21 protein-coding genes are annotated in these 21,086 nt (G+C 72.1%); 15 read left to right on the top strand and 6 right to left on the bottom strand.

Annotation, left to right across the window (positions count from 1 at the left end; genetic code table 11):
* The first annotated feature begins 10 nt into the window (after positions 1-10).
* Positions 11-1,249, top strand: a complete 1,239-nt coding sequence (locus tag ACBI99_RS29970; protein WP_219502130.1) for a hypothetical protein — start codon at positions 11-13, stop codon at positions 1,247-1,249.
* A 19-nt stretch (positions 1,250-1,268) separates the two neighbouring features.
* A complete protein-coding gene (locus ACBI99_RS29965; RefSeq protein ID WP_219502131.1) occupies positions 1,269-1,958 on the top strand; it encodes a DUF2786 domain-containing protein in 690 nt (229 codons plus the stop codon).
* 246 nt (positions 1,959-2,204) lie between these two features.
* Here the strand turns inward: ACBI99_RS29965 and pgm are convergent, their stop codons facing one another.
* Positions 2,205-3,833, bottom strand: coding sequence for a phosphoglucomutase (alpha-D-glucose-1,6-bisphosphate-dependent) (gene pgm / locus ACBI99_RS29960; protein ID WP_219502133.1), 1,629 nt, complete (start codon positions 3,831-3,833; stop codon positions 2,205-2,207).
* A 99-nt stretch (positions 3,834-3,932) separates the two neighbouring features.
* Here pgm and ACBI99_RS29955 point away from each other — a divergent pair, with 99 nt between their 5' ends.
* From ACBI99_RS29955 to thrS, 3 genes are read left to right on the top strand one after another with little or no spacing between them, the layout of a single operon-like run.
* Complete coding sequence (locus ACBI99_RS29955; protein WP_219502135.1) at positions 3,933-4,835, top strand: TIGR03564 family F420-dependent LLM class oxidoreductase; 903 nt, start codon at positions 3,933-3,935, stop codon at positions 4,833-4,835.
* A 30-nt stretch (positions 4,836-4,865) separates the two neighbouring features.
* The gene (locus ACBI99_RS29950; RefSeq protein ID WP_219502137.1) at positions 4,866-5,471 is read left to right on the top strand and encodes a GH25 family lysozyme; all 606 of its coding nucleotides are present in this window, start codon (positions 4,866-4,868) and stop codon (positions 5,469-5,471) included.
* 42 nt (positions 5,472-5,513) lie between these two features.
* Positions 5,514-7,478: a threonine--tRNA ligase gene (thrS, locus tag ACBI99_RS29945; protein ID WP_375074028.1), complete on the top strand. Its 1,965-nt coding sequence runs from the start codon at positions 5,514-5,516 to the stop codon at positions 7,476-7,478.
* 37 nt (positions 7,479-7,515) lie between these two features.
* Here thrS and ACBI99_RS29940 read toward each other — a convergent pair whose 3' ends face one another.
* Positions 7,516-7,965: a PIG-L deacetylase family protein gene (locus tag ACBI99_RS29940; RefSeq protein WP_375074027.1), complete on the bottom strand. Its 450-nt coding sequence runs from the start codon at positions 7,963-7,965 to the stop codon at positions 7,516-7,518.
* Positions 7,966-8,235, bottom strand: coding sequence for a PIG-L deacetylase family protein (locus ACBI99_RS29935; protein ID WP_375074026.1), 270 nt, complete (start codon positions 8,233-8,235; stop codon positions 7,966-7,968). It abuts the gene before it with no gap.
* Positions 8,236-8,285: 50 nt separating this feature from the next.
* Between ACBI99_RS29935 and ACBI99_RS29930 the strand changes: the two genes are divergently transcribed.
* From ACBI99_RS29930 to ACBI99_RS29920, 3 genes are read left to right on the top strand one after another with little or no spacing between them, the layout of a single operon-like run.
* The gene (locus tag ACBI99_RS29930; RefSeq protein ID WP_219502143.1) at positions 8,286-9,272 is read left to right on the top strand and encodes an RNA polymerase subunit sigma-70; all 987 of its coding nucleotides are present in this window, start codon (positions 8,286-8,288) and stop codon (positions 9,270-9,272) included.
* A 54-nt stretch (positions 9,273-9,326) separates the two neighbouring features.
* Positions 9,327-9,746, top strand: coding sequence for a DUF1579 domain-containing protein (locus ACBI99_RS29925; RefSeq protein WP_219502145.1), 420 nt, complete (start codon positions 9,327-9,329; stop codon positions 9,744-9,746).
* Positions 9,747-9,773: 27 nt separating this feature from the next.
* Positions 9,774-10,574 carry an alpha/beta hydrolase gene (locus ACBI99_RS29920; RefSeq protein ID WP_375074025.1) on the top strand — a complete coding sequence of 267 codons (801 nt, stop codon included), beginning with the start codon at positions 9,774-9,776 and terminating at the stop codon, positions 10,572-10,574.
* Positions 10,575-10,599: 25 nt separating this feature from the next.
* Here ACBI99_RS29920 and ACBI99_RS29915 read toward each other — a convergent pair whose 3' ends face one another.
* Complete coding sequence (locus tag ACBI99_RS29915) at positions 10,600-11,073, bottom strand: Asp23/Gls24 family envelope stress response protein (RefSeq protein ID WP_219502147.1); 474 nt, start codon at positions 11,071-11,073, stop codon at positions 10,600-10,602.
* 83 nt (positions 11,074-11,156) lie between these two features.
* Here ACBI99_RS29915 and ACBI99_RS29910 point away from each other — a divergent pair, with 83 nt between their 5' ends.
* The gene (locus ACBI99_RS29910; protein ID WP_246644316.1) at positions 11,157-11,687 is read left to right on the top strand and encodes an HIT domain-containing protein; all 531 of its coding nucleotides are present in this window, start codon (positions 11,157-11,159) and stop codon (positions 11,685-11,687) included.
* A gap of 9 nt (positions 11,688-11,696) precedes the next feature.
* Here the strand turns inward: ACBI99_RS29910 and ACBI99_RS29905 are convergent, their stop codons facing one another.
* Positions 11,697-13,265: a family 10 glycosylhydrolase gene (locus tag ACBI99_RS29905; protein ID WP_357587491.1), complete on the bottom strand. Its 1,569-nt coding sequence runs from the start codon at positions 13,263-13,265 to the stop codon at positions 11,697-11,699.
* Positions 13,266-13,392: 127 nt separating this feature from the next.
* Positions 13,393-15,531, bottom strand: a complete 2,139-nt coding sequence (locus ACBI99_RS29900; RefSeq protein ID WP_219502154.1) for an elongation factor G-like protein EF-G2 — start codon at positions 15,529-15,531, stop codon at positions 13,393-13,395.
* 166 nt (positions 15,532-15,697) lie between these two features.
* Here ACBI99_RS29900 and pgsA point away from each other — a divergent pair, with 166 nt between their 5' ends.
* From pgsA to pdxS, 6 genes are all read left to right on the top strand, one after another.
* Complete coding sequence (gene pgsA / locus ACBI99_RS29895; RefSeq protein ID WP_219502156.1) at positions 15,698-16,300, top strand: phosphatidylinositol phosphate synthase; 603 nt, start codon at positions 15,698-15,700, stop codon at positions 16,298-16,300.
* A complete protein-coding gene (locus ACBI99_RS29890; RefSeq protein WP_219502159.1) occupies positions 16,297-17,205 on the top strand; it encodes a phosphatidylinositol mannoside acyltransferase in 909 nt (302 codons plus the stop codon). Before pgsA ends, ACBI99_RS29890 begins: the two co-directional genes overlap by 4 nt.
* Entirely contained in the window at positions 17,202-18,332 is a 1,131-nt protein-coding gene (locus tag ACBI99_RS29885; RefSeq protein WP_219502161.1) for a glycosyltransferase family 4 protein, read from the top strand. The genes ACBI99_RS29890 and ACBI99_RS29885 overlap by 4 nt, the downstream gene beginning before the upstream one ends.
* Positions 18,329-18,871 (top strand): hypothetical protein, encoded by a 543-nt coding sequence (locus ACBI99_RS29880; RefSeq protein ID WP_308125656.1) that lies wholly within the window; start codon positions 18,329-18,331, stop codon positions 18,869-18,871. The genes ACBI99_RS29885 and ACBI99_RS29880 overlap by 4 nt, the downstream gene beginning before the upstream one ends.
* 62 nt (positions 18,872-18,933) lie before the next feature.
* Positions 18,934-19,953 carry a DUF3048 domain-containing protein gene (locus ACBI99_RS29875; RefSeq protein ID WP_357587487.1) on the top strand — a complete coding sequence of 340 codons (1,020 nt, stop codon included), beginning with the start codon at positions 18,934-18,936 and terminating at the stop codon, positions 19,951-19,953.
* Positions 19,954-20,061: 108 nt separating this feature from the next.
* Positions 20,062-20,988: a pyridoxal 5'-phosphate synthase lyase subunit PdxS gene (pdxS, locus tag ACBI99_RS29870; RefSeq protein ID WP_219502163.1), complete on the top strand. Its 927-nt coding sequence runs from the start codon at positions 20,062-20,064 to the stop codon at positions 20,986-20,988.
* Positions 20,989-21,086 lie beyond the last annotated feature (98 nt).

The raw sequence follows: 21,086 nt of genomic DNA, 5'->3' as shown, positions 1-21,086 counted from the left end.
ATAGTGACTGATGCCCACATTCGAGGAAATAGCGGCCTTCATCACAGAGAAGCCGCTCGCGACCGCCGTCATCGCCGTTCTCACGCTGGCCGGGCTGGGGCTGGCCTTCCTGGTCCTGCGCGTCGTCTGGCGCGCCACCGCCTGGCTCGTCGCCCGCTACGTCGCCCCCCGCCCCATCGAGGACCTGCTGACCATCGTCGCCGCGTCCATCGCCACCGGCGTCTCGGCCCAGGGCATGTGGCGCTTCTCCGGCGACGTCCTCGGCCTCGACGGGCCGCTGCGGCTGCTGCTGTTCGCCTTCATCGAAGTCGCCATCATCACCTCCGCCGTACGCGCCCGGCGCAACATGCGCGAGAACTACTCCGCCGGCATCGACGGCATCGCCGTGTGGGCGCTGACCTGCCTGACCGCCGTGCTGTCCAGCATGGACGCGCGCAGCCTCCCCGAAGCGATCTTCCGGCTCGCCGCCCCGCTCGTCGCCGCCTGGCTGTGGGAGCGCGGCATGGCCATCGAACGCCACCGCATCCGCGGCACCGGGCGCATCAACTGGCGGCTCACCCCCGAACGGCTCCTCGTCCGCCTCGGCCTGGCCGAGGTCAGCGACCGCACCGCCAGCGAGGTCGACGCGCACCGCAGGCTCACGCGCGTCGCCCTGGCCGCCAAGCGCGCCAAGGCGCTGCGCGAGTCAGGCGGCTCCGAACGCAAGATGCGCGCCGCCCTCGCCAAGCTCGACAAGGCCATGGACCAGGCCGTCGAGCACACCGGCCTCGCCGTCGACCAGGCCCGCCAGGAAGCCCTGCTCGCCCAGATCGCCGCCCTCTACAACACCTCCGCGCTCATCGACGCCGCCCCCCGCGTGCCCTGGGAGCCCGACCCCGACCACCAGCCCGTGCCCGCCCGCCCCGCACTCCCCCCGGCCCTGGCCGAACTCGTCGACGAGGAGGACGAGGACGTCGACGTGCTCGACGCCACCCCCCAGGTCGTCGACACCGCCCAGCGGGCCGCGCTCATGCGGGCCGCCCGCGCCTACTGGGACCGGCAGATCGCCAAGGGCATCGTCCCGCGCACCGTCGACATCGCCCAGGAGATCGGCATCTCGCTCGCCACCGCGCGCGAGTATCGTGCCCTGTGGAAGCTGGAGCCGCGGGCCCACGCCCTCATCGAGGCGCTGTTCCACCAGCACGGCATCGTCGACACCGGCGCCTTCCCCGCCATCGCCGACGACGGGCGGGTGCTGACCAAGTCCTGAACGGAACGGGGGCGCCAGGGTGCGCGAGCGGACGCTCGAACGGGTCAGGAAACTGCTGGCCAAGGCCGAGCGTACGGACAACGAGCACGAGCGGGCCACGTTCATGGCGGCGGCCACGGCGCTCATGGCCAAGTACGGCATCGACGCCCTCGACCCCGAACAGCCCCGCCGGCGGCCCGGCGACCGCATCGTCACCCTGCCCGGGCCGTGGGCCAGGGAGAAGGCCCGGCTCGTCAGCCTCGTCGCGCAGGCGCTGCGCTGCCGGCCGCTGCTCATCGGGCGCGGCGACGGCGGGCACCGGGTGCACGTCTTCGGCTTCGCCGCCGACCTGGAACGTGCCGAACTGCTCGCCACGTCGTTGCTGCTCCAGATGGCCTCCGGGCTGGCCCGCGTCCGGCTGCCCGACGGGGTCGACGCCGTCCGCGCCTACCGCCGCTCCTGGCTGCTCGGCTTCACCGACGAGGTCTACCGGCTGCTGAGCGAGGCCGAACGGCGCGCCGAGGACGAGTCGCCCGTCGCCGGCACCGCCCTGGTCCTCGCCGACCGCCGCGCCGAGGTCGACCGCGCCGTCTCCGCCGTCTACCCGCGCGTCCGCCTCAGCGTCCCCCGCACCAGCGGCACCGGCTACCGCGACGGCGTCGCCGCCGGCCGCCGCGCCGACCTCAGCCGCACCGGCGTCCCCACCCCACCGACCCGCCAACTCCCCTGACCCCCGCCAGGCCCGGCCACTGACCACCCCTCCCGGAGGCCGCGACTTCCGGGGGGTGGCCGTCTCCTGGTGGGACGCGCGTCTGGGGGAGGGGGCGCCCTCTGGGGGAGGCGGCCCTTCCCAGGCGTACGGCCCCTTCCGAAGGCCCGCCCCCGTCCAGGAGGCCCGCCCCCTCGCGGAGGCCGTGACCTCCGTGGGGTGGCCGTCTCCTGGTGGGACGCGCGTCTGGGGCCGGGGGCAGGTGGGTCAGTTCAGGGCGGCGGAGACGAGGGAGCGGGCCTCCTCCTGGACCTGGGCGAGGTGGTCGGGCCCCTTGAAGGACTCGGCGTAGATCTTGTACACGTCCTCGGTCCCCGACGGCCGGGCCGCGAACCAGGCGCTGGCCGTGGACACCTTCACCCCGCCGAGGCTCGCCCCGTTGCCCGGCGCGGCCGTCTGCACGTCGGTGATGGACTCGCCGGCCAGGGTGGAGGCCGTCACCTGGTCGGCGGACAGCTTGCCGAGCACCGCCTTCTCCTCCCGGGTGGCGGGCGCGTCCACCCGCGCGTAGGCGGGCTCGCCGTAGGCGGCGGTGAGGTCGCGGTAGTGCTCGCTCGGCGACCTGCCGGTGACCGCGCGGATCTCCGAGGCGAGCAGCGCCAGGATGATCCCGTCCTTGTCCGTGGTCCACGGCGACCCGTCGCGGCGCAGGAACGACGCCCCGGCGCTCTCCTCGCCGCCGAACCCGAGCGACCCGTCGAGCAGCCCCGGCACGAACCACTTGAACCCCACCGGCACCTCGTACAGCCGCCTGCCGAGCGACGCGGCGACGCGGTCGATGATGCCGCTGCTCACCATCGTCTTGCCGACGCCGGCGTCGCCGGGCCAGCCGTCGCGGTGCCCGTACAGGTAGGAGATGGCGACGGCGAGGTAGTGGTTGGGGTTCATCAGCCCGTCGGGCGTGACGATCCCGTGCCGGTCGGAGTCGGCGTCGTTGCCGGTGGAGATGTCGTACGCGTCGCGCCCGGCGATGAGGGACGCCATCGCGTACGGCGAGGAGCAGTCCATGCGGATCTTGCCGTCCCAGTCGAGCGTCATGAAGCGCCAGGTGGGGTCGACGAGCGGGTTGACCACGGTGAGGTCGAGCCGGTGCCGTTCGGCGATCTCCCCCCAGTAGGCCACGGCGGCGCCGCCGAGCGGGTCGGCGCCGATGCGCACGCCGGAGGCGCGGATGGCGTCGAGGTCGATGACGGAGGGCAGGTCGTCGACGTAGGAGCCGAGGAAGTCGTGCCGTCCGGCCTCGGCGAGCGCCTTGGTGTAGCTGACCCGGGGGACGTTCTTGAGCCCGGCGGCCAGCAGGCGGTTGGCCCGGTCCTGGATCCAGGAGGTGGCGTCGGAGTCGGCCGGGCCGCCGTGCGGCGGGTTGTACTTGAAGCCGCCGTCGGAGGGCGGGTTGTGCGACGGCGTGATCACGACGCCGTCGGCGAGGCCGGTGGTGCGGCCGCGGTTGTGGGTGAGGATGGCGTGCGACACGGCGGGCGTGGGCGTGTAGCCGTCGCGCGAGTCGATCAGCACCCGCACCCCGTTGGCGGCGAGCACCTCCAGCGCCGACACGCGGGCGGGCTCCGACAGCGCGTGCGTGTCGATGCCCAGGTAGAGCGGCCCGTCGGTGCCCTGCGCCTGCCGGTATTCGCAGATGGCCTGGGTGGTGGCCAGGATGTGGTCCTCGTTGAAGGCCGTCTTCAGCGACGACCCGCGATGTCCCGAGGTGCCGAACGCCACCCGCTGCGCGACCTCGCCGGGATCCGGCTTCAGCGTGTAATAGGCGGTCACCAGCCTGGCGACGTCGACCAGGTCGGCGGGCTGAGCGGGCTTCCCCGCGCGTTCGTGGGTCATGGAGCCACTTTACAAATCGCCGCCCGCACGGCTCCGCCAACACCCTGGGTGATCGGGTTAGACTCGCGCCTGCGGCCACCAGAATGGAGTTCTGTAGCGATGCGATTCGGACTTCTGATCAACGAGCCCCAGGGGGACGACCCGTTCGCCGAGCTGAGCGAGCGGATCGCCCAGGCGGAGAGCGACGGGTTCGACTCGGCCTGGATGTCGAACATCTTCGGCCTCGACGCGCTCACCGCGCTGGCCGTCGCCGGCAGCCGGGCGGGCGGCGGGATCGAGCTGGGCACCGGCGTGGTGCCGACCTATCCGCGCCACCCGGTGGTGCTCGCGCAGCAGGCCATGACCGTCAACGCGGCGCTCGGCGGGCGGCTGGCGCTCGGCATCGGGCTGTCGCACAAGGTGGTCATCGAGGACGTGTTCGGCTACAGCTACGACCGCCCGGCCCGGCACATGAAGGAGTACCTGGAGATCCTGCTGCCCGCCACCCGCGGCGAGCAGGTCTCCTACGGCGGCGAGACGCTCCGCGCGAACGTGCGCCTGGGCACGCCCGGCGCGGGCCTGCCGGTGCTCGTGGCGGCGCTCGGCCCGCGCATGCTCAGGCTCGCCGGCACCGTCGCCGACGGCACCGTGCTCTGGATGACCGGCCCGAAGACCGTCGCCGGCCACATCGCCCCCACGATCAACGCCGCCGCGGAGGAGGCCGGCCGCGAGCGGCCGCGCATCGTCTGCACGCTGCCGGTCTGCGTCACCGACGACGCCCCCGCCGCGCGGGCGCGCGCCGACGAGATCTTCGCGATGTACGGCAAGCTGCCCTCCTACCGGGCCATGCTGGACCGCGAGGGCGCCGAGGGACCCGGCGACGTGGCGGTCATCGGTGACGAGGACTCCGTCCGGGAGCAGATCGAGGGCCTCGCCGCGGCCGGGGTGACCGATTTCGTGGCCTCCGTCTACGGCGACCGCGAGCGCGCCCGGCAGGTGCTCCTCGGCGCGTCCCGTGGGTGAGCGGCGGGCGCCTGCCTAGACTCCGCAAAGGTGAAGCGCTTGCTGCATGGCATCGACGTGTCCAACTGGCAGGGCTCCGTCGACTGGGCTGACCACGCCCGGTCCGGAGTGGCGTTCGCCTTCGCCAAGGCCACCGAGGGAGGAGACTGGACGGACCGGTGGTTCGCCCGCAACTGGGACGGCATGCGGGAGAACTGGATCGTCTGCGGCGCCTACCACTTCGGCCGGCCCAAGGGCGACCCGGAGCAGCACGCGCGCCACTTCCTGGGCACGATCCGGCAGGCGGGCGGGCTGCGCCGCGGCGACCTGCTCGCGCTCGACCTGGAGACGGGCGACGGGCTCAAGCCGGACGAGGTCGCCCGCTACGCCCGCCGCTGGTGCCGGGCGGTCGAGCGGCAGGCGGGGGTGCGCCCGTTCATCTACACCTTCCAGTCGTTCGCCGGCGCGGGCAACTGCGCCGGCCTGGCCGAATACCCGCTGTGGATCGCCAGCCCGCACCATCCGCGCGGCAGGCCGGCCGTGCCGAGACCGTGGCGCGAGTGGACCATCCACCAGCACGCCAACAGCCCGATCGACCGCAACGTGTTCGAGGGCACCCGCCGGGAGCTGACCAGGCTGGGGTACGACCCGCGATAGCATCGGAAACCACCGATCCGCGTGCTATCCCAGGGAGTCACCGTGTCAGCCGAGCTACGCATCACCCTCGCCGGAGCCGAGCGTGTGGTCGCGGCCGGCACGACGGCCGGCGAGGCCCTGGAGGCCGACGGGCGCGCCGTCGTCGCGGCGCGCGTCAACGGCGAGGCGCGCGACCTGGCCCACCCGCTGGCCGACGGCGACGTGGTCGAGCCCGTCGAGGCGTCCAGCGAGGAAGGCCGGGCGATCATCCGGCACTCCACCGCCCACGTGATGGCCCAGGCGGTGCAGGAGCTGTTCCCCGAGGCCAAGCTGGGCATCGGCCCGCCGGTCGACAACGGCTTCTACTACGACTTCGACGTCGACCAGGCGTTCCAGCCCGACGACCTCAAGCGCGTCGAGAAGCGCATGCGCGAGATCGTCAAGCAGGGCCAGGTGTTCTCCCGCCGCCCCGTCACCGACGACGAGGCGCGCGAGGAGCTCGCCGACGAGCCCTACAAGCTGGAGCTCATCGGCCTCAAGGGCGGCGCGGCCGACGAGGAGGCCGTCGAGGTCGGCGCCGGTCAGCTGACCATCTACGACAACCTCGACGCCAAGACCGGCGAGCTCCACTGGAAGGACCTGTGCCGCGGCCCGCACGTGCCGTCGACCCGGTCCATCCCGGCTTTCAAGCTCATGCGCTCCGGCGGCGCCTACTGGCGCGGCAGCGAGAAGAACCCGCAGCTCCAGCGCATCTACGGCACCGCCTGGGAGTCCCGCGACAAGCAGGACGAATACCTCAAGCTGCTGGAGGAGGCCGAGAAGCGCGACCACCGCAAGCTCGGCGCCGAGCTCGACCTGTTCAGCTTCCCGCCGGAGCTGGGCAGCGGGCTGCCGATCTTCCATCCCAAGGGCGGGATCATCCGCAAGGAGATGGAAGACTACATGCGGGCGCGGCAGGCCGAGGCGGGCTACGAGTTCGTCAACACGCCGCACATCACCAAGTCGTCGCTGTTCGAGACCTCCGGCCACCTGCCGTGGTATGCCGACGACATGTTCCCGGCCTTCGAGCTGGAGGGCGTCGAATACCGGGTCAAGCCGATGAACTGCCCGATGCACAACCTGATCTTCCGGGCGCGTGGGCGCTCCTACCGCGACCTGCCGCTGCGGCTGTGCGAGTTCGGCTCCGTCTACCGCTACGAGAAGTCCGGCGTGGTCCACGGCCTGACCCGGGTGCGCGGCATGACGCAGGACGACGCGCACATCTACACCACCCGCGAGCAGATGGCCGACGAGATCAAGTCGCTGCTGCGGTTCGTGCTGAGCGTGCTGCGCGACTTCGGCCTGTCCGACTTCTACCTGGAGCTGTCCACCCGTGACGACTCCGAGAAGTTCATCGGCGACCCCGCCGAGTGGGAGGAGGCCACCGAGGCGCTGCGCCAGGTGGCGACCGAGTCGGGGCTGACGCTCAAGGACGACCCGGGCGGTGCCGCCTTCTACGGGCCGAAGATCTCCGTGCAGGCCAAGGACGCCATCGGCCGCACCTGGCAGCTGTCCACCATTCAGCTCGACCTCAACCAGCCCAAGCGGTTCGGCCTCGAATACCAGGCCGCCGACGGCAGCCGCCAGACCCCGGTCATGATCCACCGGGCGCTGTTCGGCTCCGTCGAGCGCTTCCTCGGCGTGCTCACCGAGCACTACGCGGGCGCCTTCCCCCCGTGGCTGGCGCCGGTCCAGGTCGTGGGCATCCCGATCGCCGACGCGCACGTCCCCTACCTTCAGGACGTGGCCAAGAAGCTGCGCGAGCGCGGCGTCCGGGTCGACATCGACGCCTCCGACGACCGCATGCAGAAGAAGATCCGCAACGCGCAGAAGTCGAAGGTCCCGTACATGCTGCTCGCGGGCGACGACGACATCGCCAACGGCGCGGTGTCGTTCCGCTACCGCAGCGGGGAGCAGAAGAACGGCGTGGCGGTGGACGAGGCGATCGCCGAGATCGTCAACGCGGTCGAGAGTCGCGTCCAGGTCTGACCAGCCGCTGATCGGCCGCTGGCCGGCGGCCGACCGGTCAGCGGCTGAAGAGCCTGAACGGGATCGCCGGGCGGCCACCGAACCGCCCGGCCGTCTCGGCGGCGAACCCCTCGACGAGCGAGCGGGCGTAGTCCTGCGGCGGCTGGTCGGTGAGGGCCTCGATGTAGGCGCGGTGCTCGGCCAGCGACCGGACGCCCGCCTCGAGGCCCGCGGTGACGTCGACCGCGTGAGTGGGGTCGTCGTCGCCGGCCACGGCGACCCAGCGCACGCCGTCCCAGGGCTCGGCCTCGATGTCGGGGAAGATCCACCGGTTGCCCGCGTCGCCGGCGGCGTCGAGCGCGGCCCGGCCGACGGCCCGGTGGTCGGGGGTGTTCCAGGCGGTGCCGCCCCAGGTGTCGGCGAAGTTGAGCGTGATGAGCAGCTCGGGCCGGTGCCTGCGGATGGCCGCGGTGATGTCGCGGCGCAGCGCGACCCCGTACTCGATCACCTAGTCGGGGTGGTCGAGGAACTCCACGGACGTCACGCCGACGACGGCGGCGCCGGTCCGCTCCTCGCGCTCGCGCAGCGGGGCGGCCTCGGCCGGAGGTAGCGTGTCGATGCCCGCCTCGCCCCTGGTGGCCACCAGGTAGGAGACCTCCCGGCCTTCGCCGGTCCACGTCGCCACGGCCGCCGCGCAGCCGTACTCCAGGTCGTCGGGGTGCGCGACCACGGCGAGGGCGCGCCGCCAGTCGCCGGGCATGGGTTCCAGCTGCTCCATGAGCCCACCCTAGAACGTACGATGGCCCGCGGAGCGGAGGAGGCACGAGCATGGACGAGACGGCCAAGGCGATCGCGGCGGGTGACCAGGCGGCGTTCGCGCGGCTGGCCGAGCGCCACCGGCACGAGCTCCAGGTGCACTGCTATCGCATGCTCGGCTCCTACGCCGACGCCGAGGACATGGTGCAGGAGGCGCTGCTGAAGGCGTGGCGCAGGCGCGACACGTTCGAGGGCCGCTCGTCGCTGCGGGCGTGGCTCTACCGCATCGCCACGAACGTCTGCCTCGACGCGCTGTCCGGCCCGGCGCGCTCCCGCGAGGTCGTGGTCACGATGGGCGGCACGCCCGCCGAGGTGCCGTGGCTGCAGCCGTACCCGGACCGGATGCTCGACCTGGCCGGGCCGGGGGAGGGCGAGCCCGACGCGCTCGCCGTCGCCCGCGAGACGATCGAACTGGCCTACCTGGCGGCCATCCAGCACCTGCCGCCGCGCCAGCGGGCGGTGCTCATCCTGCGTGACGTGGCCGGCTGGCCGGCCGAGGAGACCGCGCAGGCGCTGGAGCTGAGCGTGGCCGCGGTCAAGAGCGCGTTGCAGCGCGCCCGCGCGACGCTGCGCACCCACCTGCCCGAGCGGCGCGCCGAATGGGGTCCCGCCACCGAGCCGAGCGCCGAGGAGCGGGCGGTGCTGCGCCGCTACATGCGCGCCTCGGAGACGGGCGACCTCACCGCGCTGGCCGAGCTGCTGCGCGAGGACGCCCGCCAGACGATGCCGCCCGCGACCCGCCTGTACGACGGCCGCGCCGCGATCCTCGGCCTGTGGGCCCCGGTCCTCGAAGGACCCGAGGCGTGGGGCGAGTGGCGCGCGCTGGCGGCGACGGCGAACCGGCAGCCCGCCGCCGCCAACTACGTGCGGCGGCCCGGCGAGACCGTCTTCACCGCGGTCAACCTCGACGTGCTGCGGGTGGAGGACGGGCGGATCGCCGAGATCATCACGTTCGGCCCGGAGGTGTTCGCCGCCTTCGGCCTGCCCGCCACCCTCTGAGAAATTTCTCCCGCCGGACCGATTCCTTTTCCCGCGCCGCGCCGTCATACGGGCATGACTGAAGACATGCAGCTCAAGGCCCTTGACCGGCTCGTCGGCACCTGGCACGTGACCGGTGGCGCGGAGGGCACCGTCACCTACCGCTGGCTCGACGGCGGCTTCTTCCTCGTCCAGGACGTCGACCTGGTCCAGGAGGGCCAGCCGGTCAAGGGCGTGGAGATGATCGGCCGCGAACGCCCGTTCGGCGCCGACAAGCCGAGCGAGGACATCAAGTCCCGCTACTACGACAGCAACGGCAACACCCTCGACTACGTCTATGAGCTGGAGGGCGACACGCTCACCATCTGGGGCCTGGAGAAGGGCTCGCCCGCCTACTACCGGGGCACGTTCTCCGCCGACGGCGACACCGTCACCGGCGCCTGGGTGTACCCGGGCGGGGGCGGCTACCAGTCGGACATGACCCGCGTGAAGTGAGGCCCCGGCCTGTGGTGAACTGGGCCCGTGCGCGTCGCCCTCGGAGCCCTTGTCGTCCTGGCCGTGCTCGCGCTGCTCACCGGGCTGCTCTGGCTGTTCCAGCGGAAGCTGGTCTACCTGCCCGACCGCGGCCCGGTGCCGCCGGCCGGGCAGGTCGTGCCGGGCGCCCGTGACGTCGTGCTGACCACCGGCGACGGGCTGCGGCTGGGCGCCTGGCACGTGCCCGGCGACCACCCGGTGACCGTGCTCGTCGCGGGCGGCAACGCGGGCAACCGGCTGCACCGGGCGCCGCTGGCCAGGGCGCTGGCCGCGCACGGTCTGCCGGTGCTGCTCATGGACTACCGGGGCTACGGCGGCAACCCGGGCAGCCCCGACGAGGAGGGGCTGCTGCGTGACGCGCTGGCGGCGCGCGAGTTCGCCGGCGACGGGCCGGTGATCTACTTCGGGGAGAGCCTGGGGGCGGCCGTGACCACCCGGCTGGCCACCGTCCGGCCGCCCGCCGGGATGGTGCTGCGCTCGCCGTTCACCGACCTGGCGGCGGCCGGGCAGGTCAGCTACCCGTTCCTGCCGGTGCGGGCGCTGCTGCGCGACAGCTTCCCGGTCAGCGGGCTCCTGGCCGGCGTGCGGGCGCCGGTCGTGGTCGTGTACGGCAGCGCCGACACGATCGTGCCGCCGGAGCAGAGCAGGGCGGTCGCCGGGGCGGCGGGCGGGCCGGTCACCGTCGTCGAGGTCCCCGGGGCCGGCCACAACGATCCGGCCCTGCTGACCGGGCCGGAGCTGATCGGCGCCGTCGTCGACCTGGCCGACCGGATCCGCGACACCTCCTGAGCCGGCCGGGCCTCCCGGCGCGCGGTCAGAACGGCTCGTCGCCGGCGGGGTCTGGCGCCGCGCGGCCCTCGCCCGGCAGGCGGACGTCGTCCACGGTCACGTTGACCTCCATGACGCGCATGCCCAGCATCCGGCTCACGCTCCGCGCCACGTTCGCCTTGACCTCGGCGGCGACCTCCATCACCACGTGGCCGTACTCGACCACGATCGTCAGGTCGATCGCCACCTGCCGGTCGTGGATCTCCGCGCTCACGCCCTGGTTGCCGCGCCGCGACCCGATGCCGACGCGGTCGCGTACGGACTCGAAGGCGCGGGCGAGGTCGCCGCCCATGTCGGCGACGCCCGCCACCTCCTGCGCCGCCAGCGCGGCCACCTTCTCCACCACCTCGTCCGCCACCGTGATGCGGCCCTTGACGACGGGCGCGGCGGGCGGCTGGACGGGGCCGGCGGCCTCGGCGGGTGCGGGAGGGTCGGCGTGCTCGGCGATGGCTTCGCTCATGGCTGCCTCCTAGACGGCGTGTCTGGATTGTGCCGGATGTACGCCTCGTTTGTCCGCCAAGTCGTGGCCCTATGCTGCTACGTATGCACGATCAGGCAGGGGCCGGGGCGCCCGACAACTTCCAGCGTCTGTGGACCCCGCATCGCATGGCCTACATCAAGGGCGAGAACAAGCCGACGGGGGAGGGGCCCGGCGACGGCTGCCCCTTCGACGCGATCCCCAAGATGAGCGACGAGGAGGGCCTGATCGTCGCCAGGGGCGAGACGGTCTACGCCGTGCTCAACCTCTACCCGTACAACTCCGGCCATCTCATGGTCGTGCCGTACCGTCACGTCTCCGACTACGCCGACCTCGGCGCGGCGGAGCTGACCGAGCTCGGCGACTTCACCCAGCGCTCGCTGCGCGCCCTGCGCGCGGCCAGCGGCGCGCAGGGCTTCAACGTCGGCATGAACCTGGGCCACGTGGCGGGCGCCGGCATCGCCGCCCACCTGCACCAGCACGTGGTGCCCCGGTGGGGCGGCGACACCAACTTCATGCCGGTCGTGGCCCAGACCAAGGTGCTGCCGCAGCTGCTGCGCGACACCCGCCAGATGCTGGCCGACGCCTGGGTCTGATCCCCGGGGCTAGACGGGGTCGACCTTGACCTTGACGGCCTTGCTCTCGTTGTGCAGGCGGTCGAGCGAGGTCACCAGGTAGGTGCCGGCCGAAGGGGCGGTGAACGACGGGCCGTTGACGACCGCGACCAGGTTGCGGGCGTCGGTGGTGTGGCAGTCGTCGCCCGACTTCGGCACCCGGTAGACGGCGTAGGAGCGCGCCCCGGGCGAGGCCGTCCAGGTGACGGCCGTGCCCGCGGCCTTGACCCCGGCGGGCTTGGCGGGCGCCTGGCCGCCGCGCTCCTTCATCAGGGGCAGCAGCGCCGGGCGGCGGTAGTGCGTCTTGGCGACCTGGTCGATCGCGCCGAGCGGGTTGGTGAGCAGCTGCTTGGCGCTGAAGTAGACGTCGCCCCTGATCTGCTCATGCCGGCGGTTGAGCGTCAGGTGCGCCGACAGCTCGCCGGGCTTGGTCCAGGCGGCCTCGTCGCGGGCGCCGACCCGGTAGAGGGCCTGGCCGATGTACAGGTGCACGCCGCTGCCCTCGACGGCGTCGGCCCACCACGGCGCCAGCGCCTTGTAGCCGGCCGTCTTGTGGCCGCGCGACCAGTAGAGCTGCGGCATCACGTAGTCGACGGTGCCCGCCTTGATCCAGGCGCGGGCGTCGGCGAAGATCGAGTCGTAGGCGGACATGCCGCCCGTCGCCGACCCGCTCGGGTCGTCGGACTTGTTGCGCCAGATGCCGAACGGGCTGACGCCGAACTTCACGTGCTGCTTGGTCGCGTGCACGGCCTCGTCGACCTGGGCGATGAGCTTGTTGACGTTCTGCCGCCGCCAGTCGGCGAGCTTCTTGCCCTTGCCATACTTTGTAAAGGCGGCGGCATCGTCGAACGTCCCGCCCTCACCCGGGTACGGGTAGAAGTAGTCGTCGAAGTGGACCCCGTCGACGTCGTAGCGCTTGACCACGTCGGTGACGACCTTGGTCACGTGCTCGCGGACCTGCGGCAGGCCGGGGTTGTAGTAGAGGCGGTCGCCGTACTTGACGGTCCAGCCGGGGTGGCGCTTGGCCGGGTGGCTCGCCGGCAGCTTGGACATGTCGGCGTCGTAGGAGGCCCGGTACGGGTTGAACCAGGCGTGGAACTCCATGCCCCGCTTGTGCGACTCCTCGATGAGCCACGGCAGCGGGTCCCAGCCCGGGTCCTTGCCCGCGGTGCCCGTCAGGAAGCGCGTCCACGGCTCGATCGACGACTTGTACAGCGCGTCGGAGGCGGGCCGCACCTGCACGAACACCGCGTTGAACTTGCGCTTGGCGGCGGCGTCGAGCAGCTTGACGTACTCGGCCTTCTGCCGCTCGGCGGACAGGCCGGTGCGGGAGGGCCAGTCGATGTTCTGCACGGTGGCGATCCACACGCCGCGCAGCTGGCGCTTGGGGTGGCGGGCGTCGGGCGTGCACGCGGCCGTCACGACGGTGTCGGCGGCCGGCTTCTTCTGGGCCTTGGCCTTGCCCTGGTCGGCCACGGCGCCTGGCCCGAAGGTGTAGGCGGCTCCGGTGGCGACGACTGCGAGGGCGGCTGCGGCTAGGAGGGGGCGTCCGGTTCGCATAGTGCCCACCAGTGTGGCATCCCCGCTGACGTGCTCTGACCGGAAAAACGAAATCGGGCCGTGACACTTCTGTTATCCCCGGGGCAGGTGGTTCCCGGGAGGGCCGTGCGCCCTCCCGGGACGCCGGTCAGTCGGCGGCCGCCACCTTGTCGGCCAGGTGCGACGGCAGCGGCTCGTAGCGCAGGAACGTGCGCTGGAAGGTGCCCGTGCCGTGCGACATCGAGCGCAGGTCGATCGCGTAACGGGTGATCTCCAGCTCGGGCACCTCGGCCTTGACCAGGGTGCGGCCGGTGCCGACGGGCTCGGTGCCGAGCACCCGGCCGCGCCGCGACGACAGGTCCGACATCACCGGGCCCACGTAGTCGTCGGCGACCAGCACCGACAGCTCGTCGACCGGCTCCAGCAGCAGCGTGGGCACCTTGGCCGCCGCCTCCTTGAGCGCGAGCTGGCCGGCGATCTGGAAGGCCATGTCGGAGGAGTCGACCGAGTGCGCCTTGCCGTCGTACAGGGTGACGCGCACGTCCACCATCGGGTAGCCGGCCACGACGCCGCGCTCCATCTGGGCCCGCACGCCCTTCTCGACCGACGGGATGAACTGGCGCGGCACCACACCGCCGACGATCTTGTCGACGAACTCGAACCCGCCCCCGGACGGCAGCGGCTCGACCTCCAGGTGGCAGATCGCGTACTGGCCGTGGCCGCCGGTCTGCTTGACGTTGCGCCCCATCGCCTGGCAGCGCCCGCCGAACGTCTCGCGCAGCGGCACCCGCAGCTCGATCCGCTCGACCTCGACGCCGTGCCGCCTGGCCAGGCGGTCGAGCAGCACGTCGGTGTGCGCCTCGCCCATGCACCACAGCACGAGCTGGCGGGTCTCGGCGTTGTTCTCCAGGCGCAGCGTCGGGTCCTCGGCGACCAGGCGGCCCAGGGCCTGGGCGAGCTTGTCCTCGTCGGCCTTGGACTTGGCGCGGATGGCGACCGGCAGCAGCGGCTCGGGCATCGCCCAGGAGGTCATCAGCAGCGGCCGGTCGACCTCCGACAGGGTGTCGCCGGTCTCGGCGCGCGACAGCTTGGCCACGGCCACGATGTCGCCCGCCATGCCCTTGGCCGCGGGGCGCTGCTGCTTGCCGAGCGGGCAGGTCAGGGTGCCGATGCGCTCGTCGACGTCGTGGTCCTCGTGGCCGCGCTCGGCCAGGCCGTGCCCGGAGACGTGCACGGTCATGTCGGGGCGCAGCGTGCCGGAGAAGACGCGCACCAGGCTGATGCGGCCCACGTACGGGTCGCTGGTGGTCTTGACGACCTCGGCGACCAGGGGGCCGTCGGGGTCGCAGGCGATGCCGGTGACGGGCTTGCCGTCGAGCGTGGTGATCTCGGGCATCGGGTGTTCGAGCGGGGAGGGGAAGCCCTGCGTGATGAGCTCCAGCAGCTCCTGGGCGCCGACGCCGAGCCCGGTGCAGAGCACGGGGTAGAAGCTGCCGCGGGCGACGGCCTTCTCCAGGTCGTCGACGAGCACGCCGGTGTCGATCGGGTCGCCCTCCAGGTAGCGCTCCATGAGCGACTCGTCCTCGCTCTCCTGGATGATGCCCTCGATCAGCGGGCCGCGGTACTCCTCGATGCGGGTCTCGTACTCGGGGCCGGGGGCGTTCTCGGTGCGCGAGCCGGTGGCGTAGTTGTAGAACTTCTGCGTCAGCAGCCCGATCAGGCCGTTGACGCGCCCGTTGGTGATCACGGGCAGGTAGAGGGGGGCGACGCCGTCGCCGAAGACGTCCTGGCAGGTGGCGAGCACCTCGTCGAAGTCGGCCCGCTGGTGGTCGATCTTGGTGATGACGACGGCCCTGGGCATGCCGACGCGCGAGCACTCCTCCCACAGCATCTGGGTGAGCCCGTCGACGCCGTCGCAGGCCGACACGACGAACAGCGCGGCGTCGGCGGCCCGCAGCCCGGCGCGCAGGTCGCCGACGAAGTCGGCGTAGCCGGGGGTGTCGAGCAGGTTGATCTTGATGCCGTTGTGCGTCAGCGGGGCCAGGGCCAGGTTGACCGAGCGCTGCTGGCGCACCTCGACCTCGTCGAAGTCGCTGACGGTGTTGCCGTCCTCCACGCGGCCGGCCCGCTGGATGGTGCCGGTGGCGGCCAGGAGCTGCTCGACGAGGGTCGTCTTGCCCGATCCGGAGTGGCCGACCAGGACGACATTGCGTATCGCGTCCGCCTTGTCGGCCGCTGGTGCCCTGCCCGCGGCTCCCATGGCCGCGTTCGCGTTCTTGTCCGCCACTTCGCCTCCCGCGTCGTCGGTGCGTGCCAACGCCGCGCCCGCGCGGAGGGGTTCTGGCAACCGCATGGACGCGGTGTGTTCACCAAATACCCCTGTGGCGAATATCACAAGGGGGACAGGGCAAAGAAAGTCGCCGCCCTCAGGATGGCCTACGATCGACAGCGCGATGCTGAAACTCCTGCGCCCGGCCATGACCCGGATACTCACCCCGCTGGGCAGGGCCCTGGTCCGCCGCGGGATCGGCCCCGACGCCGTCACGGCGATCGGCACCCTCGGCACTGTCGTGTCCGCCCTGCTGTTCTTCCCCCTGGGCCTGCTCACCGCGGGCGCTCTGGTGATCACCGTGTTCGTGCTGTTCGACCTGCTCGACGGCGTGGTGGCGCGGCTGGGCGGGGGAGGGGGCAGCACCTGGGGGGCCTTCCTCGACTCCACGCTCGACCGGGTCGCCGACGCGGCGATCTTCGCCGGGCTGATCCTCTACTTCATCTCCACGGGCGACGCGCTGATGGCGGCGGTGACGCTGTTCTGCCTGGTGGCGGGGGCGCTGGTGTCCTATGCGAAGGCGCGGGCCGAGGGCCTCGGGCTGACCTGCGACGTGGGGCTGGCCGAGCGGCCGGAGCGGCTCGTGGTCGCGCTGGTGGCGACCTGCTTCTCCGGGCTGGGGGTGCCCTACGTCCTGGAGGCCGGCATGTGGTTGCTCGCGGCGGCCAGTGCCGTCACCGTGGTACAGCGCGTGGTTCACGTCTACCGGCAGACGAGGGAGCGATGAGCGGCAAGCCGTCTTTCACCGATCGAGTCGTGGCCGCGGGGTTCGCGGCAGGCTGGACCGTGGTCCCGCTGCTGCCCGAGCGGCCCACGGCGGCGGTGTTCCGGTTCCTGGCGGACCGGGTGTGGGCCAGGGGCGGCCGGTCGGTGCGCCGGCTGGAGTCCAACCTGGCCAGGGTGACCGGGCTCGCGCCCGGCAGCGCGGAGCTGCGGGAGCTGACCCGGGCCGGGATGCGCTCCTATTTCCGCTACTTCCACGAGATCTTCCGGCTGCCGTCGATGACGACGGAGGAGATCGTGCGGCGCAGCCACACGGTCGGCGCCGAGCACGTGCACGACACGGTGGCGGCCGGGCGCGGCGTGGTGCTGGCGCTGCCGCACATGGGCAACTGGGACCAGGCGGGCGCCTGGCTGGTGGCGGTCGGCCACCCGTTCACCACGGTCGCCGAGCGGCTGCGGCCGGAGTCGCTGTTCCGCCGTTACGTGCGCTTCCGCGAGGGCCTGGGCATGGAGGTGCTGCCGCTCACCGGCGGCGACGGCCACAACTTCGGCACGCTGGCGACCCGGGTGCGCAAGGGCGGCGTGGTGTGCCTGCCGGCCGAGCGCGACCTGACCAAGAGCGGCGTCGAGGTGGAGTTCTTCGGCGCGACGACGAAGATGCCGGCCGGGCCGCCGCTGCTGGCGGTGCAGACGGGCGCGGCGCTGCTGCCGGCGATCCTGTCGTTCGAGGGCGACGACTGGCGCATCCACATCCACGAGGAGATCCCGGTCCCGGCCGAGGGCAGCCGCAAGGAGAAGGTGGCGGCGGTGGCGCAGAGCCTGGCCGCGGTGTTCGAGAAGGGCATCGCCGAGCATCCGGAGGACTGGCACATGCTGCAGCGGCTCTGGCTGGAGGACCTGCGGCCATGAGGGTCGGGATCGTGTGCCCGTATTCGTGGGACGTGCCCGGCGGGGTCAAGCAGCACGTCGACGACCTGGCGCAGGCGCTGATGGCGCAGGGGCACGAGGTGTCGGTGATCGCGCCGGCCAGTGACGACGACGAGCTCCCGCCGTACGTGACGGGCGCGGGCCGGGCGGTGCCGGTGCCCTACAACGGGTCGGTGGCGCGGATGTCGTTCGGGTTCATCTCGGCGGCGCGGGTGCGGCGCTGGGTGCGCACCGGCGGCTTCGACGTGCTGCACATCCACGAGCCGCTGATCCCCAGCCTGGGCGTGCTGGCCTGCTGGGCGGCCAGGGGGCCGATCGTGGCGACGTTCCACGCGTCCTTCACCCGCTCGCGGGCGATCGCGGTGGCCGAGCCGCTGCTGCGCAGCGCGCTGGAGAAGCTGAGCGGGCGCATCGCGGTCTCCGACGCGGCCCGCAAGAGCCTGGTGGAGCAGTTCGGCGGCGACACGGTGCTGATCCCCAACGGGGTGACCGTGGGCCGCTACACCGAGGCGGAGCCGCTCGACGGGTGGGGGCCCGACGGGGCGACGATCGGCTTCCTGGGGCGGATGGACGAGGAGCGCAAGGGGCTGCCGATCCTGCTGGAGGCGTTCAAGCTGCTGGCGGCCGAGCGGCCGGAGCTGAAGCTGCTGATCGCCGGGCCGGGCGACGCCAAGGACGTCTACGACAAGGTGCCGAAGGCGTTCCGCGACCGGGTGACGGTGCTGGGCATGGTGAGCGAGGCCGACAAGATCCGCGCCTACCATTCGGTCGACGTGTTCTGCGCGCCCAACACGCGCGGGGAGAGCTTCGGGATCGTGCTGGCCGAGGCGATGGCCTCCGGGGCGACGGTGCTGGCCAGCGACATCCCGGCGTTCCGGCGGGTGCTGGGCGAGGGGCAGGCGGGCGCGCTCTTCGCCAACGGCGACGCGGCCTCGCTCGCGCGGGAGGCGGCCGCGCTGCTCGACGCGCCGGAGCGGCGGGCCAAGCTGGCGGAGGAGGCGCTGGTCGCGGTCATGAAGTACGACTGGTCGACGGTGGCGCGTGACGTGGTGCGGGTGTACGAGACGGTGACGGCCGGCGGGGCGGGCCGGGTGGAGGAAGACCTGTGACATCCACCATGATCGTGCTGATCGTGGGCATCGTCGTGGTGCTCACGGCGGTCTACATCTCCTGGCGGGCGGGCCGCCTGGACCGGCTGCACATCCGGCTGGAGCTGGCCCGCGAGGCGCTGGAGGCGGCGCTGACGCGGCGGCGGGCGGTGGTGCTGGAGCTGGCCGGCTCGCGGCTGCTCGACCCGGCGACGTCGCTGGTGCTGGCGGCGGCGGCGCACGAGGCCAGGACGGCCGGGCCGGAGGAGCGCGAGCACGCCGAGAGCGACCTGTCGCGGGCGCTGCGGGCGGCGGTCGACCAGGAGCGCTTCCGGGAGAAGCTGGCCGAGGCTCCCGGCGGCGAGGACCTGCTGGAGGAGCTCGACGCGGCCGTGGCCAAGGTCGTCTACTCGCGCCGCTTCTACAACAACGCGGTCGGGGTGACGCGCACGGCGCAGCGCCGCTGGCTGGCGCGCACGCTGCGCCTGGCAGGGCACACCGAGTACCCCGACTTCTTCGAGATCGACGACGATCCGCCGGCAGCCATGGCAACTGAATGACCCGATTTTGGGTAGACCGGTAAGCTTCCTTCCGTTTCAGGCAAGAGCGGAGGAGATTTCAGGTGCGGCTACCCCGGATGATCACGGTGACGCTGGCCGGAGCGGCCGTCCTTCTCCCGCTGGCGGCCTGCTCGTCGGAGGAGCCCGCGCCCGGAAACGTGCCGCAGGCCGCCACGTCGCAGGCGCCGGTCGAGGAGCCGACGCCGGAGAACCTGCACCCGTTCACGGGCCTGCCGATGACGGGCGGGGCCAAGCCGGTGGTCGCCGTCAAGATCGAGAACACTGCCGCGGGCAAGCCCCAGATGGGGCTCAAGAGCGCGGACATCGTCTACATCGAGCAGGTCGAGGCGGGCCTGACGCGGCTCATGGCGATCTTCTCGTCGAAGATCCCGGCCAAGGTCGGCCCGGTCCGCAGCGCCCGCATCTCCGACCTGCACATCGCGCCCATGTTCGGCAAGCCCGCGTTCTCCTACTCGGGCGCGCAGACCAAGATGCTGCCGTTCATCGCCGAGGCGTCGCTGTTCGACGTCTCCGACAGCCGGGTGCCCGGCGCGTACTTCCGCCAGCCCGGCCGCTTCGCCCCCTACAACCTGTTCGCCCACACCAAGAAGCTGCTGGCCGCCGCGCCGAAGGCGAGCAAGGCCAAGGACGTCGGCTTCACCTTCGGCGACCCGCCCGCCGAGGGCGGCGTCGAGCGCAAGTCCTACACGGTCAGGTGGCCCGCGGCCCGCTTCACCTTCGCCTGGTCGGAGGCCAAGAAGCAGTGGCTGATCTGGCAGGACGGCAAGAAGGACATGGCGGCCGAGGGCGGCCAGCTCGGCGCCCCGACGATCGTCATCCAGTACACCAAGACCGAGCGCTCGCAGTTCCACGACAGCAACCAGAGCTACACGCCGCTGGTGCACACCACCGGCAAGGGCTCGGCGATCGTGCTGCGGGACGGCAAGGCGTACAAGGCGAAGTGGGAGCGGGAATCGGAGGACGGCGGCACGACGTTCACCACTCAGAGCGGCGAGCCGATGAACTTCGCGCCCGGGCAGGTCTGGGTGGCGCTCGCCAGCCGCAAGCCTGTGACTCCTTGACGTACAAAACTCCCCGCCGAAGCTGACATCGTGGCAGGCGGGGAAGTGCCACATCAGGACCTACCATGGGTTTGATAACTTACCGTTGCCCCCCAGAGCCTCGTGAGGATGACCGTGTCCAGCAGCACGCCCGAAGCCCAGAAGACCGCCGGCCCCGAGACCGGCACCGCCCGTGTGAAGCGCGGCATGGCCGAGATGCTCAAGGGCGGCGTCATCATGGACGTCGTCACCCCTGAGCAGGCCAAGATCGCCGAGGACGCCGGAGCGGTCGCCGTCATGGCCCTGGAGCGGGTGCCCGCCGACATCCGCGCGCAGGGTGGCGTCTCGCGGATGAGCGACCCCGACATGATCGACGGCATCATCGCCGCCGTGTCGATCCCCGTCATGGCCAAGGCCCGCATCGGCCACTTCGTCGAGGCCCGCGTGCTCCAGGCGCTGGGCGTCGACTACGTCGACGAGTCCGAGGTGCTCACCCCGGCCGACTACGCCAACCACATCGACAAGTGGCAGTTCACCGTGCCGTTCGTGTGCGGCGCGACCAACCTGGGCGAGGCGCTGCGCCGCATCACCGAGGGCGCGGCCATGATCCGCTCCAAGGGCGAGGCCGGCACCGGCGACGTGTCCAACGCCGTCACCCACATGCGCACGATCCGCGCCGAGATCAAGCGGCTGACCTCGCTGCCCGAGGACGAGCTGTACGTGGCGGCCAAGGAACTGCAGGCCCCGTACGAGCTGGTCGCCGAGGTGGCCAGGACGGGCAAGCTGCCGGTCGTGCTGTTCACCGCGGGCGGCATCGCCACCCCGGCCGACGCCGCGATGATGATGCAGCTCGGCGCCGAGGGCGTGTTCGTCGGCTCGGGCATCTTCAAGTCGGGCGACCCGGCAAAGCGCGCCGCGGCGATCGTCAAGGCGACCACCTTCTACGACGACCCGGACGTCATCGCCAAGGTGTCGCGCGGTCTGGGCGAGGCCATGGTCGGCATCAACGTGGACGAGATCCCGCAGCCGCACCGGCTCGCCGAGCGCGGCTGGTAAGGCGAAAACTTCCGTAAAAGGCGGCATCCGCGAAGGATGTCGCCTTTTACGTGTCGCATGGCGTTCACTCATGAGTCATGATCCTGAGTCAGGCTACG

It is taken from the genome of Nonomuraea sp. ATR24, from assembly GCF_041950485.1.
In the GTDB taxonomy this organism is placed as follows: domain Bacteria; phylum Actinomycetota; class Actinomycetes; order Streptosporangiales; family Streptosporangiaceae; genus Nonomuraea; species Nonomuraea ceibae.
This window is presented reverse-complemented; position numbering and strand designations above follow the sequence as displayed.